The 13,989-nt window shown below is 65.6% G+C and carries 14 protein-coding genes; 5 read left to right on the forward strand and 9 right to left on the reverse strand.

Annotated features, from left to right (window positions below):
* Nucleotides 1-367: 367 nt before the first annotated feature.
* From scpB to ACQY78_RS13830, 7 genes are all read right to left on the reverse strand, one after another.
* Complete coding sequence (scpB, locus tag ACQY78_RS13800; RefSeq protein WP_428686252.1) at nt 368-1,138, reverse strand: methylmalonyl-CoA decarboxylase; 771 nt, start codon at nt 1,136-1,138, stop codon at nt 368-370.
* 11 nt (nt 1,139-1,149) lie between these two features.
* Nucleotides 1,150-2,469, reverse strand: coding sequence for an acetyl-CoA hydrolase/transferase family protein (locus ACQY78_RS13805; RefSeq protein WP_428686253.1), 1,320 nt, complete (start codon nt 2,467-2,469; stop codon nt 1,150-1,152).
* A gap of 88 nt (nt 2,470-2,557) precedes the next feature.
* A complete protein-coding gene (locus tag ACQY78_RS13810) occupies nt 2,558-3,712 on the reverse strand; it encodes an NAD(P)/FAD-dependent oxidoreductase (RefSeq protein WP_428686254.1) in 1,155 nt (384 codons plus the stop codon).
* A complete protein-coding gene (crcB, locus tag ACQY78_RS13815) occupies nt 3,709-4,086 on the reverse strand; it encodes a fluoride efflux transporter CrcB (protein ID WP_298311291.1) in 378 nt (125 codons plus the stop codon). Before crcB ends, ACQY78_RS13810 begins: the two co-directional genes overlap by 4 nt.
* Nucleotides 4,083-5,102, reverse strand: a complete 1,020-nt coding sequence (locus ACQY78_RS13820; RefSeq protein WP_428686255.1) for a P1 family peptidase — start codon at nt 5,100-5,102, stop codon at nt 4,083-4,085. The genes crcB and ACQY78_RS13820 overlap by 4 nt, the downstream gene beginning before the upstream one ends.
* Complete coding sequence (locus ACQY78_RS13825; RefSeq protein ID WP_428686256.1) at nt 5,099-5,845, reverse strand: SDR family NAD(P)-dependent oxidoreductase; 747 nt, start codon at nt 5,843-5,845, stop codon at nt 5,099-5,101. The genes ACQY78_RS13820 and ACQY78_RS13825 overlap by 4 nt, the downstream gene beginning before the upstream one ends.
* 65 nt (nt 5,846-5,910) lie before the next feature.
* Complete coding sequence (locus ACQY78_RS13830) at nt 5,911-6,342, reverse strand: CBS domain-containing protein (RefSeq protein WP_428686257.1); 432 nt, start codon at nt 6,340-6,342, stop codon at nt 5,911-5,913.
* Between the two features lie 83 nt (nt 6,343-6,425).
* On the opposite strand from ACQY78_RS13830, the gene queC reads away from it, so the two are divergent.
* Complete coding sequence (gene queC / locus ACQY78_RS13835) at nt 6,426-7,139, forward strand: 7-cyano-7-deazaguanine synthase QueC (RefSeq protein ID WP_428686258.1); 714 nt, start codon at nt 6,426-6,428, stop codon at nt 7,137-7,139.
* Nucleotides 7,140-7,145: 6 nt separating this feature from the next.
* Here queC and ACQY78_RS13840 read toward each other — a convergent pair whose 3' ends face one another.
* Nucleotides 7,146-7,664 (reverse strand): DUF4142 domain-containing protein, encoded by a 519-nt coding sequence (locus tag ACQY78_RS13840; RefSeq protein ID WP_428686259.1) that lies wholly within the window; start codon nt 7,662-7,664, stop codon nt 7,146-7,148.
* Between the two features lie 94 nt (nt 7,665-7,758).
* On the opposite strand from ACQY78_RS13840, the gene ACQY78_RS13845 reads away from it, so the two are divergent.
* The 4 genes from ACQY78_RS13845 to ACQY78_RS13860 all read left to right on the forward strand — a co-directional run bounded on the left by ACQY78_RS13845 (nt 7,759) and on the right by ACQY78_RS13860 (nt 12,433).
* Complete coding sequence (locus tag ACQY78_RS13845; protein WP_428686260.1) at nt 7,759-8,325, forward strand: VUT family protein; 567 nt, start codon at nt 7,759-7,761, stop codon at nt 8,323-8,325.
* Nucleotides 8,322-8,768 carry a TIGR01244 family sulfur transferase gene (locus ACQY78_RS13850; protein WP_428686261.1) on the forward strand — a complete coding sequence of 149 codons (447 nt, stop codon included), beginning with the start codon at nt 8,322-8,324 and terminating at the stop codon, nt 8,766-8,768. Before ACQY78_RS13845 ends, ACQY78_RS13850 begins: the two co-directional genes overlap by 4 nt.
* Nucleotides 8,769-8,852: 84 nt before the next feature.
* The gene (locus tag ACQY78_RS13855) at nt 8,853-9,683 is read left to right on the forward strand and encodes a universal stress protein (RefSeq protein ID WP_428686262.1); all 831 of its coding nucleotides are present in this window, start codon (nt 8,853-8,855) and stop codon (nt 9,681-9,683) included.
* A 131-nt stretch (nt 9,684-9,814) separates the two neighbouring features.
* Nucleotides 9,815-12,433, forward strand: coding sequence for a M10 family metallopeptidase C-terminal domain-containing protein (locus ACQY78_RS13860; RefSeq protein ID WP_428686263.1), 2,619 nt, complete (start codon nt 9,815-9,817; stop codon nt 12,431-12,433).
* 21 nt (nt 12,434-12,454) lie between these two features.
* On the opposite strand, the gene ACQY78_RS13865 is transcribed toward ACQY78_RS13860, so the two are convergent.
* Entirely contained in the window at nt 12,455-13,909 is a 1,455-nt protein-coding gene (locus tag ACQY78_RS13865) for a hypothetical protein (RefSeq protein WP_428686264.1), read from the reverse strand.
* Nucleotides 13,910-13,989: the final 80 nt, after the last annotated feature.

The raw sequence follows: 13,989 nt of genomic DNA on the forward strand, positions 1-13,989 counted from the left end.
AAGCCATCGAGAACGCTGTGCTGTTTGACGGTTGCGAGGACGTTAGTGCTGCTGACGGCAGTCAAGATCCTCGCCATATCGGTCTCCTCGCGAACTCAAGGAACAGCTATATCGGCTCCCCTACTCGCTATACGCTGCGCGACGTCACCTGAAGACTTAAGTCCGCATAGCTGCGCCGCACATCTCATGCGATCGACTCGCCCGCCACCCAGCCCGACGACCAGGCCCACTGGAAATTGTAGCCGCCCAGCCAGCCGGTGAAGTCGAGCGACACGCAACCATCGACGGCGCAACGCTATGTCCGAAGTTGCTCCGGAAGGAGACATAGCGGAATGGTCGATGCGCCCCCCCCGCACCAGACATCGGCTCAGAACTTGGGAGCACGTTTCTCGAGGAACGCGGCCGTGCCTTCATGGTAGTCGGGACCGAAGTAGACATCCCGGCGCAGGCCATGAAGATACTCATAGGTCGCCGGGTTGATCGGCACCGATTCGCTCAGCACTCGAATCGCCTCCTTGGAGGCGGCAATCGCCTTTGAGGACCGCGACGCGATCGTCCTCGCCATCGCGTAGGTCTCCGCCTCGAGTGACGTCGCCGGCACGACTTGATTGACGATACCGACGCGCTCCGCCCGTTCGGCCGAAATGAGATTCGCCGAGAAGAACATCTCCTTCACGACTGTGAGCGGCAGGCGACTCATGAAGTTGAGAATTCCAGCGACGTTGTACGGCAACCCCAGCTTCGCGGGCGTGATGGCGAAGGCGCAGGTCTCGTCGCCCATCACGAGGTCGCAGGCCATGACCAGATCGCAAGCACCGCCCCATGCCGAACCGTGGACCATGGCGATCACCGGCGCCGGAAACGCCTTGACCGCCCGCAGCAACTGTTCGAGCGGATCGCTATAGGGCAGCGGGTCGACGTCCGCCCTCGGCAGCTCGCCGACATCGTGACCGGCCGACCAGACCTTGCCACCGGAGGCACTGCGCAACACGACCACGCGTGCGCCATCGGCCTTGAAGGCATCCAGGGCTGCAATCACCTCGGCGATCAGGTCGGCGCCGAGGGCGTTGCGCTTGTCGTCATGGTCGAAGGCAATGGTGCCGATCTTGTCGGCAAGCGAAGTCCGAATCAGCGGCATGCGATCGATCCTCAGATCAACGTGACTTTGCGGGCCGCCGACATCAGCTCGTCGCGAAAGGCCGGATCGGCAATTCCGATCAACGCGAGCGCGCGTTCCTTGGTCGACTTCCCGCGCAGGTTCACTGCTCCGTGTTCGGTGACCACCCATTCGACGTCCATGCGAAGATCGGTCACCATCGCGACCTTCGGCACGATGCTGGAGACCGTTCCCTTCCGCGCCGTCGACTGAATCGCGATGATCGACTTGCCGCGCTTCGCCAGCGAGGCGCCCTTGACGAAGTCGAACTGGCCACCCGATCCGCTGTATTCGTGCTCGCCGATGAACTCGGCATTGACCTGCCCATAGAGGTCGATCTCGATCGCCGTATTGACGGAGATGAAGTCGTCGTGCTGCGCGATGACCCGGATGTCGTTCACGTAGGACGATGCGTAGCTCTCGAAGGCGCTGTTGTCGTTCATGAAGGCGTAGGAGTCGGTTGTACCGAAGGCCACAGTGAAGACGTGCTTGCCGGGGTGGAGCGTCTTGCGCGCGCCGGTGATGACGCCCTTCTGGACCAGGTCGGCCATGGCCGGCGAGAACAGCTCGGTGTGAATGCCGAGGTCCGAATGGTTCTCCAGCGCCATCGCAACGCCCGAAGGTATCTTGCCGATGCCGAGCTGGATCGTGGCGCCGTTCGGCACCATGGGCGCCACCAGGGCGCCGATGGCGCGGCCCTCGGGCGATGGCTCAGCGACACCCGCCTCGATAAGGGGCACGTGATTTTCCACGATTGCGGCCACCTCGCTCACATGGATCTGCGACTGCCCGAACACCCGTGGCATGTTGCGATTGACCTCGACGATCAGGCGCTTGCATCGCCGTGCGGCGGTCGAGGCGAAATCGTTGTTCGTGCCCAACGAGAAAAAGCCGCCGCCGTCCATCGGCGAGACCGTCACGATGAAGGTGTCGAGCTCAATGATTTCCTCGAACAGGCGGGGAATCTGGCTGAAGTTGACGGGAACGAAGCTCAACAGCTTCTTGCCGGTCTTGAGCTGCCGCTTGATGATCTCGTGGTCGGGGCCGCCGATGAAGAAGCTGTGGGCGTCGACCTTCTCGATGACATCCTCGGCCAGCAGCGACTTGGCCAACGGCTCCATGGCAATCTTGTAATAGAGCCGAATCTGTTTGAGATCGTTGGACCGCAGCCGATCGGCAAGCGCTGCCAGCAAAGCCGGTGGTTGGCCGATCGCCATGCCGAGGGAAACCGTTGCCTCATCGGGAACGCCCGCAACTGCCTTCTCGGCAGTCGTCAGCTTGGCCAGGTACAAGTCAGCAAAACTTGTCGCCATCGTTCCATCCCCCCCAACCGGCACCTGACCGTGTCGCCAAGTTGCTTGTTCAGTTGAGCCGACGAGGGGACCATGTCAACACGCCTGCCTACACCGCCTCGCCCGCCACCCAGCCCGACGACCAGGCCCACTGGAAATTGTAGCCGCCCAGCCAGCCGGTGACGTCGACCGCCTCGCCGATCGCGAAGAGGCCCGGAACCTTCTTCGCTTCCATCGTCCTCGAAGAAAGCTCGTCAGTGTCGATGCCGCCCACGGTCACCTCGGCCTTGGCGTAGCCCTCGGTGCCGGTGGGCGTCACGTGCCAGGTCTTCAGCTCTGCCGCCAGGGTTTCGAGATCCTTGTCGCGCCGCTCGCCGATCACGCCTTCCGGCGCCAGCGCCTGCGCGAGTCGATCGGGCATCAGGTCGCCCACGATGTTGCGCAGCTCGGCCTTGGGCCTGAGCCGCTTGCGGCCCTTGAGGAAGGTGGCCGCGTCGCTGTCGGGCAGCAGGTCGACCGTGATCTCCTGGCGCGGCTGCCAGTAGGAGGAAATCTGCAGGATCGCGGGCCCCGAGAGACCGCGATGGGTGAACAGCATGGCCTCGCGGAAGCGCGTGCGGCCGACGCTCGCCACCACGTCGAGCGCCACGCCGGCGATGTCCGGCACGCGCGCCGTGAAGGGCACGAGGCCAGGCCGCGTGTCGGTGATACGCAGCTTGAAGTGGCGCGCCACCTCGTGCGCGAAGCCGGTCGCGCCCATCTTCGGGATCGACAGGCCGCCGGTCGCCAGCACGACGGAGGCCGCGGAGAAATCGCCGTGGTCCGTCATCACCGTGAAGCGGTCGGACTTTTCCACGCGCGTGATCTTGTGCGCCACCCGCACGTCGACCCCGACCGCCGCGCATTCGTCCAGAAGCATCGCCACGATCTGGCGGGCCGAACCGTCGCAGAAGAGCTGGCCCAGCGTCTTCTCGTGCCAGGCGATACGGTGCTTGTTCACCAGATCGATGAAGTCGTGCTGCGTGTAGCGCGCCAGCGCCGATTTGCAGAAGTGTGGATTGGCCGAGAGGAAGGCCTCGGGCCGCGCGTCGAGGTTGGTGAAATTGCAACGCCCGCCGCCCGAGATCAGGATCTTCTTGCCGACCTTCTCGGCATGGTCGAGCAGCAGGACCTTGCGGCCGCGCTGGCCCGCCCGCATCGCACACATCAATCCCGCGGCGCCGCCGCCCAGAACGACGACGTCGAAAACCTGCGACTGGCTCACGCCAGCGCCTTGCCCATGATCCACAGCGCGGCGGCGAGGCCCGCGATGGCGCCGGCGACCGAACCGCCGACATACAGGCCCGCCATCAGATATTCATGCCGCTCCCACAGCAGCACGGCATCAAGCGAGAAGGCAGAAAAAGTCGTGAAGCCGCCCATCACGCCCGTCGCCAGGAACAGGCGAAGATGACCGGCCGCACCGATCCGTTCGGCGAACCAGCCCGTGATCAGTCCCATCACGATGGACCCCAGGATGTTGATCACGAGCGTGTGCCAGGGGAAGTGCGAGCCCAGAAGGCGCGCGACCCAGATGTTCATCCCGTGTCGGGCGGCGCCGCCGATGCCGGCGCCCACGAAAACGACCAGATAGCTCATGGCCGACCGCCTCCAAACTTCGTCTTCCAGTCCGGCACGGCATTCGCGAAAGGCAGCGCCGTCGCCTCGTAGACGCCGCGCGCCACCGCCCGCGCCAGGCAATCGGCCGCCACCGTGCCGAGTTCCGTGAGGACCGGCGGCTCACCGCCGCGGCCCGCCTTGCCGGTCGCGGCGGCAAACACCGTGTCGCCGTCGTTCGGCGCATGCACGGGACGCAGCGACCTGGACAGTCCGTCGTTCGCCATGATGGCGAGCCGCTTGCACTCCGCCTTCGTCAGAGTCGCATCCGTGGCCACCAGCGCGATGGTGGTCGCCGTGACGGGCAAGGGCTGTCCCTTGAAGCGCATCTTGAGCGCATCGTCGGGCAGCCGGGCCGGCCAGCCGAGGCCGCCGAACTCGCTTCCCTGCTCGTAGGCGCCCGCCCAGAAATGCGGACTGCTGCCGATCGTGGCCGAGCCTACCGCATTGACCGCAACGAGCGCGCCGACGGTGAAGCCCTGGCTCGTCTTCGCACTGGTCGAACCCAGGCCGCCCTTCAGTCCCGCCGTGGTGGCGCCGACACCGGCACCCGCCGTGCCGAGCGCAAAGTCGTGCGCCGCCACCAGCGCGGCGTCACGGCCCAGATTCCAGTAGGGCGGCTCGTGCTTCACCGGCTCGCGCATCCAGTCCTTCTCGCCGCCATTGATCAGGTCGAACAGGATAGCCTGCACCGCCACGGGAATGGCCAGTCCGCCGAACGTCCGGCCCTGCCCGCGCTGGCAGAGCACAGCCGAAGCACCGCCCGCAGCGTCAAGCCCATAGACCGAGCCGCCCGACAGCACGACGGCATCGATCGCCTGGCCCACCATCTCGGGCTCGAGCGACGTGCCCATCCGGTCGCCCGGCGCCCCGCCCAGGGTCGAGATGCTGGCGACGGCGCCCTGCTCGAAGATCGCGACCGTGGCGCCTGTGGCGGCGCGCATGTCCTGGGCATTGCCGACCAGCACGCCCGGCACATCGGTGATCAGGTTTCTCATGTCAGGAACTCGCCGCCGTTCACGTGGATCGTCTGGCCGGTGATGAAGGTGCCTTCTGGCCCGACCAGCAGCCGCACCATGGCCGCGATCTCCTCGACTGTGCCGAAGCGCTTCAGCGGAATCGGACGGTTCACCGCCGGACGCGCGCCCGCTGCTGCGCCGCGCGTCGTGTCGATTGCGCCAGGCGCCAGCGCATTGCAGGTGATCTTGTGCGGCGCCAATTCGACCGCCAGCGCCCGCATCAACCCTTCGAGGCCCGACTTTGAGGCCGACACGTGACAGCGGTTGGGCGTGCCGACATGGGTGGAGATGCCGGACAGCGCCACGAAGGCACCGCCGCCGCGCGCCACCATCTGCGGCACGATCGCCTTGCCCAGCAGAAAGGCGCCGTCGAGCGCGACCGACATGATCTCGCGCCACTCGTCGAACGACATGTCGAGGAAGGCGGTCTGGCGGCGCAGCCCCGCATTGCTGACCAGGATGTCGACACCGCCGAACTTCGCGGCAGCCTCGGCCGCGAGACGCGGCGGCACGGCGGGATCGGAGACGTCGCCCATTGCGGCCATCGCCTTGCCCCCGGCGGCCTCGATCTCGGCCACAACCGCGTCGACCGCCGCCTTGTCCGAGCGGCCATTGACCACGAGGGCCGCGCCATCGCGCGCCAGGGTCAGCGCGATCGTGCGGCCGATATTCTTGCCCGCGCCGGTTACCAGCGCGACCTTGCCTTGCAGGGGTAATGACATGCGATCTCCGCCCAGGGTCCGGCCGGGACCCTAGCGGAGATCGATTGCGAACTTAAGCGGTGCCGTCAGCCCGCGACGATGTAGGCGCGCAGTGCCTCGGTCTCGTGATGCGCCTCTTCGAGACGCGCCTTCACCACGTCGCCGATCGAGACCAGGCCCAGCAGTTCGCCGTGGCGGACGACCGGCAGGTGACGAAAGCGACCGCGCGTCATGAGCTGCATGACATGCTCGATCGAATCGTCGGGATCGCAGGTTACGACGTCGCGCGTCATGACGGAGCTTGCCTCGAGGTCGAGGGCGGCGACGCCGTGCGTGGCGAAGGCCCGCACGAGGTCGCGTTCGGAGACGATGCCGGCGATCGAATCGTCGGCATCGAGGATCAGCACCGAGCCGATGTGACGCGTGCTGAGCTGCTGGGAAATCTGGCCGACCGAGGTGCCCGGTATGACCGTGTAAACGAGACCGCCCTTGAGCGACAGGATATCGGAGACGAACATGGGTTCCCCCGTCTGTGGTGATGGGTCCGGTACACAAGCCTACGCTGTAGCGCGGAGAGAGGTTGCGGGCGATAAAGCCCCTCATGAACGATGCCCGATCTGCCCTCGTCCTCTTTTCCGGTGGACAGGACTCCACCACGTGTCTGGCCTGGGCGCTAGAACGATTCACGCATGTCGAGACGGTCGCTTTCGACTACCGTCAGCGGCACCGAATCGAGCTGGATCAACGACTTATCGTCCTCGACCAGGTCAGGCGCAGCTTTCCGCACTGGGCGGACCGGCTGGGCGAAGACCATTTCATCGACATGGGCGTGCTGGGACAAATCAGTGACACGTCACTGACGCGTGACGTCGCCTTCGCGATGGAGAAGGACGGCTTGCCCAACAGCTTCGTGCCGGGCCGCAATCTCCTGTTCTTCACCTTCGCCGCCGCCGTCGCCTGGCGGCGCGACATCCGCAACCTGGTGGGCGGCATGTGCGAGACAGATTTCTCCGGCTATCCCGACTGCCGCGACAACACGATCAAGGCTCTGCAGGTCACGCTCAACCTCGGCATGGATCGCGCCTTCGTCCTGCACACGCCGCTGATGTGGCTCGACAAGGCCGAGACTTGGGGCCTCTCCCACCAACTGGGAGGACAGCCGCTTGTCGACCTGATCCTGGAACACACCCACACCTGCTACGACAGCGTGCGTGGGGCGCGGCATGAATGGGGATACGGCTGCGGCGAATGCCCCGCCTGCGCCTTGCGCAAGCGGGGGTTCGTAGCCTGGCGCGAGGGCAAGCCCTCGATCTAGCGAGTGCTAGCGGCCGCCCGCGAGCTGACGCGCGCCGGTCAGGTTCTGCTGGATCTTCGGGAGCTGGCCCTGGGCGTAGCGGCGGAGTGCGCCGTTGCCGCCGTCTTGCGAATAGGCGCCGTACTGCGCGTTGGCATCGATATGGGCCGCGAGCTGGGCGTTGGCATAGGCGGTGTCGAATTCGACGCCCTCCAGCACGTTCAGGCGCTGCAGCGTGGCCGTCCAGCCTGGCGCGTTGGCGGGATCGGGCGCGTAAGAGACGCCCGCTTCCTGACGCGACTTGCTCAGGTACTGCGCCGCCTCGGTCTGATCGGCCACCATGCGGGCCGCAAAGCCCCGGACATTCTCGTTCGTCGACTTGGCGAGCGCGAGCCGACCCGAAGCGATTTCGAAGTCGTTGAATTCCTGGGCAAAGCCCACGAAGCGGGCGTCCGGCAGGGCGTTGACCGCGAACGCGGCAGTGGCGGAAAGAACCGCGAGGGCGGTGGCGCCGAACAGAACCGAACGGCGGGCGAGGGGCTGCATAAATGTCTCCTGGATTGTGTGCGATCTAACGCAACCATTGCGGGCGGGTTCCCCAGGGTTCCAGTAGTGCAGCGGACCTGCTAGGAGCGCGGGCATGAATTTGTCCATGCGGGCCAAGCTCGAAGGCCTGTCCTACTTCCTCGGTTTCATCGCCTGCATCCCGCTCGCGAACTGGATGATCGGCAATGTCGGCGCCGTCTGCGTGCCGCAGGGCCCCTGCCTGGTGCCGGTGTGGCCCTGGGGCCCGGGCGACAAGCCGCTGATGGCGCCATCGGGGGTATTGATGATCGGCCTGGCGCTGGTGCTGCGCGATCTCGTGCAGCGCCGGCTCGGCCGTGGCGTCGCCGTCACCGCCATCGTGGCGGGCGCAGCCCTTTCAGGAGCCGTCGCGCCGCCGCAGCTTCTCATTGCCTCGGCCACGGCCTTCCTCTTGTCCGAACTGGCCGACTTTGCAGTCTACACGCCGTTGCAATCGCGCGGCCTGGTCCTGGCCGTGCTGGCGTCCAGCGTCGTCGGCTTGATCGCCGACAGCATCCTCTTCCTCTGGCTCGCCTTCGGCAGCCTCGAGTACCTGGCCGGCCAGGTCCTGGGCAAGCTCTGGATGGTGCTGCTGGCCCTGCCGTTCATCCATTGGATCCGCAAACGCGAGTTGTCGTCATGAGCCTTCCCCTCTTCCCGGTCGATGACCGTGTCTCCGTCTCGGGCCAGCTGAAGCCCGAGGACATGAACGAACTGGCCGCGGCAGGCTTCACGGCCGTCGTGAACAACCGGCCCGACGGCGAGGCCTTCTTCGGCCAGCCGAAGGCGGCCGACCTGCGCGCGGCCGCCGAATCAGCCGGGCTGAAGTTTCTCGACCTGCCCTTTTCCGGCCCGCGCGCGACGCCCGATCAGGTCCGCGCCTTCGCCGACCTGCTCTCGGAAGGTGACACAAGGGTCATTGCCTTCTGCAAGAGCGGCATGCGTTCGGCGTTGTTGTGGGGCGCTGCATCGCTCGCCAACGGCAGATCGATCGACGAAGTCCTCCAAAGCGCACGCAATGCCGGCCAGGAGCTGGGCGGTGTCGCAGAGCTGATGACCGGTCTCGCACAGGCGGCGCGAAGCTGAGCCGCCGGCCGAAAGACTTGGCTTGCACCAAGGGCGCCGCCGCCCCTTAATCGCGCGTCCTGAAGATCCCTGGGGGAGTATTCCATGTTGAAGTCGATTCTGGCCGTGTCCGAAGGCGGTCCCGATGCCGCGATGTCCTTCCGGCTGGCCGCGCGGGTTGCCGGCATCTTCGACGCCAGCGTGGACGCACTGCATCTGCCTGTCGGGCCGGCGGGCGGCGCGATCGGCGGCCTTGCCATGAGCGGCGAGGCGATGCCGCTGATCATGAACCTCGACGACGAGCGCCTCGAAGAGCGAGCCAAGGAATCGGACCGCGCCTACAAGGAACTGCTCGCTGCCCATGCGGGCTCGACCTACACCGCCGCCGAGACGGCGACGCTCGACACGCTGGTGGCGATGGGCCGCTGTTCCGACCTGCTGGTTCTCGGCCGGCCGGGTTCCGACCCCGAGAACGTGGCGCCCGCCACCGTCGAGGCCGCCATCCACGAATGCGCGCGCCCCGTCATGATCGCCCCGCCGAATGCCGGCACCGGCGGCTTCGGCTCGATCATCGTCGCCTGGAACGGCAGCTTCCAGGCCGCTCGCGCCGTCGAATATTCCCTGCCGTTCCTGGCGAAGGCCAGTTCCATCACGCTGCTGGTCGTCGGCTCGAAGGCCGACGATGTCGGCGCGTCCTATCTCGCGCGCAATCTCGGCCGGCATGGCATCAACGCCACCATCGACGCGATCGATCCCGGCGCCGTGTCGGGCCGCGCCCGCGGCCGCGCCTTGCTCGATTACACGCACGGCAAGGGTTCCGACCTGCTCGTCATGGGCGCCTATGGCCGCGGCCAGATGATGAGCTTCCTCGGCCTGGGCGGCGCCACCGGCAAGGTGATCTCATCCTGCCGCGTTCCGCTGCTGCTGGCTCACTAAGGCGCTCCCCTCCCCGCTCAAAGCATCGAGGAGAACTCCTCCTCGATGCTTACCGCGACTTCCAATTGCCCTTGCAACTTTAGCCCGATTTACGCATTCCTGATGTGACGTAGTCCGACCGCGGGGGACGCATGGTTACGCTCTCAGACGTAGACGCCGAAGTAACCTTTCTCTCCTCCGTCGACAGCACAGGGCACGTCGCCAGCCCCCACTATCAAACAATCCAGAAGTGGGGTGACCCCCTCATCGGCACCGGCAGCGGCACGATCACCTATTGGTTCGATGCCGCGTCTGGTTGGACGGATTTGGAGAAGCAGACAGCCACAGACGCGTTGGCGCTGTGGTCGGCCTTTGCGAACATCACCTTCGCGCCATCTGTGAGCAGCAATTCAAATGTCACCTTCCAACGCATCGACGGAAGCACCGGGAATGCCAATTATCCGCTCAACCCGCCCCCTATCGCGGACGGAGCATCGCAGGCAGCGACGATAGACTCGGCGACGTCGTGGTTCACGAATGCGAACGGCGACACCTTCGGCGGGGCACAACCGCTTGGCTCGCCCCAACACATCAACCTCCTTCACGAGATCGGACACGTCCTCAGCCTGGGACATGGCGGGCCGTACAACTACGCCATCGATCTACAGACACAGCAGTTTGGTGTTTACGACACGCGTCAATGGACGATCATGTCGTACGTTGCCGAATGGGATGTAACGCCGTACTCCCCGTCCTATCCGGTGCCGGGGACCGACTGGCATCAAATCCGTCCGTCGACGCCGATGTTGCTCGACATTCTTGCTCTGCAGCGGGTGTACGGCGCGCCGACGAACTCGCCCCTCAACGGTGACGATACGTTTGGCTACAACACCAACATCACGGGGCCGCTTGCCCAGTTCTACGATTTTGACAGGGATTTCCCCGATCCCGTCGTCACGCTGTTCAGCACCGGGACCAACAACACGCTCAATCTCTCGGGCGATACCCACGATCTGAAAATCAACCTGGAGCCCGGTTCATTCTCGAGTTCCGCCGGCCTCGTCAACAATCTCGCGATCGATTTCAACACGATCATCGAGACCGCGATCGGCGGATCCGGCGACGATACGATCAAGGGCAATGCGCAGGACAACAGGCTCGTCGGCTCCACCGGCAGCAACACGTTGACCGGCGGCCTCGGCATCGACGAATTCGCCGTTACCGGCACCGATATCATCACCGATCTGGGGCTCGGCGGCGCCGACTTCTTTCGCGTCGGATCGGGCGTTTCGTTGCTGGCGCACGTTGCCGATACCTGGACGGCAACGTCGCAGACGTTCAACCTTGGCAACACAACCGTTCAGGCGAACGGCCACAATGTCAGCCTGAAGCAGGCCTTTGATACCGGCCGCGGTTACACGCTCCACAATATCGGCAACGACACGGCGGTCGTGCTGTATGGGTCGGGGAGAGACGATTCCATCACCGGCGGCAACGGCGACGACTGGCTCTTCGGCGTCGACGGCAGCGACTTGATGACGGGCGGGCTCGGGCGCGACAGGTTCGCCGTCGATGCTGGCGAAGCCGACGTTTTCGACCTCGGTCTCGGCGCCGACGAGATCAACGTCGACACGGCGGGCTTGCTGCGCGCGCGGCTGGTTGCCGACTGGACTCCCACCGGTGCAACGACCAATCGCGGTCGGGTCATCCTCGTGGCCGACGGCCATCATATCGACCTGTCCCACGTGTCCGACTCCATTGCCTTGCCGCAGGGATTCACCGTCAGCAACCAGGGTCATGCAACGGCGGTGACGCTGATCGGCTCGCTGCGCAACGACATGATTGCGGGCGGGCTGGGCGACGACCTGCTGAGCGGCAAGCTGGGCGACGACAATATCGATCTCGGTGGCGGCCACGACATGGTGCGCGACACGCTGGCGGACCTGAACGGCGACCTGATCTCGGGCTTTGCCCCAGGCGACGCGATCGATGTCACCGGCGCGCTGATCGGGCGCAACAACCTCTCCGTGACCCTCGGCACGAGCTCGGCGACGCTCGCGGTCGGTGGCGTGTCCTTCCAGGTCGAGGGCGATTTCTCGAACGGTGAATTCCTGACGGCGGCGCGCGGCACCGGGGTCGACGCTCATACGACGGTCACCTTCCAGAATCATCTGCTCGAACTGAAGGAAGGCGTCTCCGTCGCTCCCTCCAAAATCAACGGCATTGTCGACCAGGCCTTCCTCACCGGCGGCGGCGCGGCGACTTTCTCGCTCACGCTGAAATCGGCGGACTCGGCCTACGCGAACACACTCGGCACCTATCGGGTCGACACCGACGGCAAGATCTTCGACGTACATGTTGTTTTCGCCAACACACTGAACGTCGCCGCGGACGCGCGGACCGTCAGCCTGGGCTCACCCGCCGACGGCCAGAAGATCGGATTCTTCCTGATCCAGGATGGCTTCAATCGCTACGGCAACCTGCCTGACAACCTGTCCTTCGTTGTGCCCGGTACGCCGACCGCGACGGATCTGGACGACGGCCTGCCGCCGGCCTTGCGCAGCGCGACCCTCGGCCAGCTCAGCACTGCCGCCATCTTCCACTCGTTCTCGACACTCAATCCCGGCGATGCCCACCAGGCGCTGTCCGGCGTAACGATGGGCGGCCGCGAACTTCAGATCGGCTTCGAGGACCAGTTCAACGGCGACAACGACTTCCAGGACATCGTGATCGCCATCACGACGAACACCGACAATCTCCTCGTCGTCTGACGCGCGGAGAGTATCGAGCGATCACGGGCAGGCGCCGGCGCCCTGGGTCACGACCTGCGGATCGCTGCAGGCCGTACAGGCGTTGCCGTAGGTCTTGCGCGTCCCGTCACGCAGCTGGCCGCAGGCCGGACGATAGTCCTTCGTGCACATTTGCGGTCGCGGATCGGCGCAGGGACCGCCGGCCACCGGCAGCGATTCCGGCGCCAGTTCCGCGCGGGTCAGGCGGAACAGGAACGGCTGGGTCCGGTAGTCGCTCAACGTGCCGAACATGAAGATCTTCGACCCCACGGCAGGCAGGGGGCTGAGCGGACGCATCATCGTCACCTCGAGCTCGACGACATCGCCGGCCTGAGCCTCGTCGGTGATGGCGCCTTCGATACGCTCCGGCGTGGCGGTGATCACCTTGAACGGAAGCTTCAACCGCTGGCCGCCCTGCTGCCTGTCACCGATCGCCTTCCAGACCGCCTCGGCAGCCCGCTTGTTGGCCGGGCTGACGTCGCGATGGCGCAGCACAAGCACCCACTGCGCGGGCGAGAGCTTGGCCGGCTCGTTGTCTTCGAGGATCTCCAGCGCCCGATCCGGCGGCGTCATCGCCCGCGGAATCGACTTCTTGAAGTTGGCGGCCGGCGCCGTCTCGTTGGCGACGCGCGAGACGATCGCATCCCAACCCTCCTCGCTGCCGCGATAGACGCTGTAGCGCGAGCGAACGTAGCGATCGATGTCCTGCGCGGCGGAATCGTTCTTCGCCGCCCTGGCGATGGCGATCGAGCGGGCACCGTACCAGAAGCCCAGCGCATCGACCGGCGATCCCTCGAGTTGGGCCACCGCATACTGATAGACGTCCTGGAGATTGGCCGGGTCGGCTTCCACGGCCAGGCGATAGTATTCGCGCGCCTTGTCGTAATCCTTGGCCTGCAACGCCGCGAAGCCAAGCACGCCGTTGAAGACGCCGGCCATCTGCTCCTTCACCTGCGCGAAGCCGGCATCGTCCAGCAAAGCGGGCTTCTGCCACTTGGGCATCACGGCGAGACCGCGCTCCGCCGCCGTGACAGCCGCCGCCAGCGCTGAGGTGTCCCCGCCCGCGGCCTTGAGGCGTCCGACATAGGCCCGGTTGGCCAGCGCGCGCACATTGTCCGGATCGACCTGCAGCAGGCGCGCGACCAGCACATCCGCCTTGCCCGGCTGGTTGGCGGCCTGCCAGGCCGAGATCGCCTGCTCATGGGCGTCCAGCCGCAGGGCGCTTGCCGGATACCAGGCGATGAACACCTCCATCGCCTGCGCCCGGCGCGCCGGGTCCTTGGTGTTCAGCGCCGCCATGTAGCTGTCGTATTCGGCGGGGTTGGCGAAGGAACTGCGTTGCGCCTGACTGCCGGTTGAGGGGGCAGGCGTCTGCGACGGTGTCTGTGCGGCAGCGTTGAAGGACGCGACGGCACATGCCGTCGCCAGAACGATACCAAACCACCGCCATGCCGCCATTCCAGACTCCTCTCCGATCACGCGCTATGTTGCAAGGCCCATCTCCCCTGAATTGCCGTGACCATTTGGGCGAATTAAGG

This window comes from Reyranella sp. (assembly GCF_965279625.1).
Classification (GTDB): domain Bacteria; phylum Pseudomonadota; class Alphaproteobacteria; order Reyranellales; family Reyranellaceae; genus Reyranella.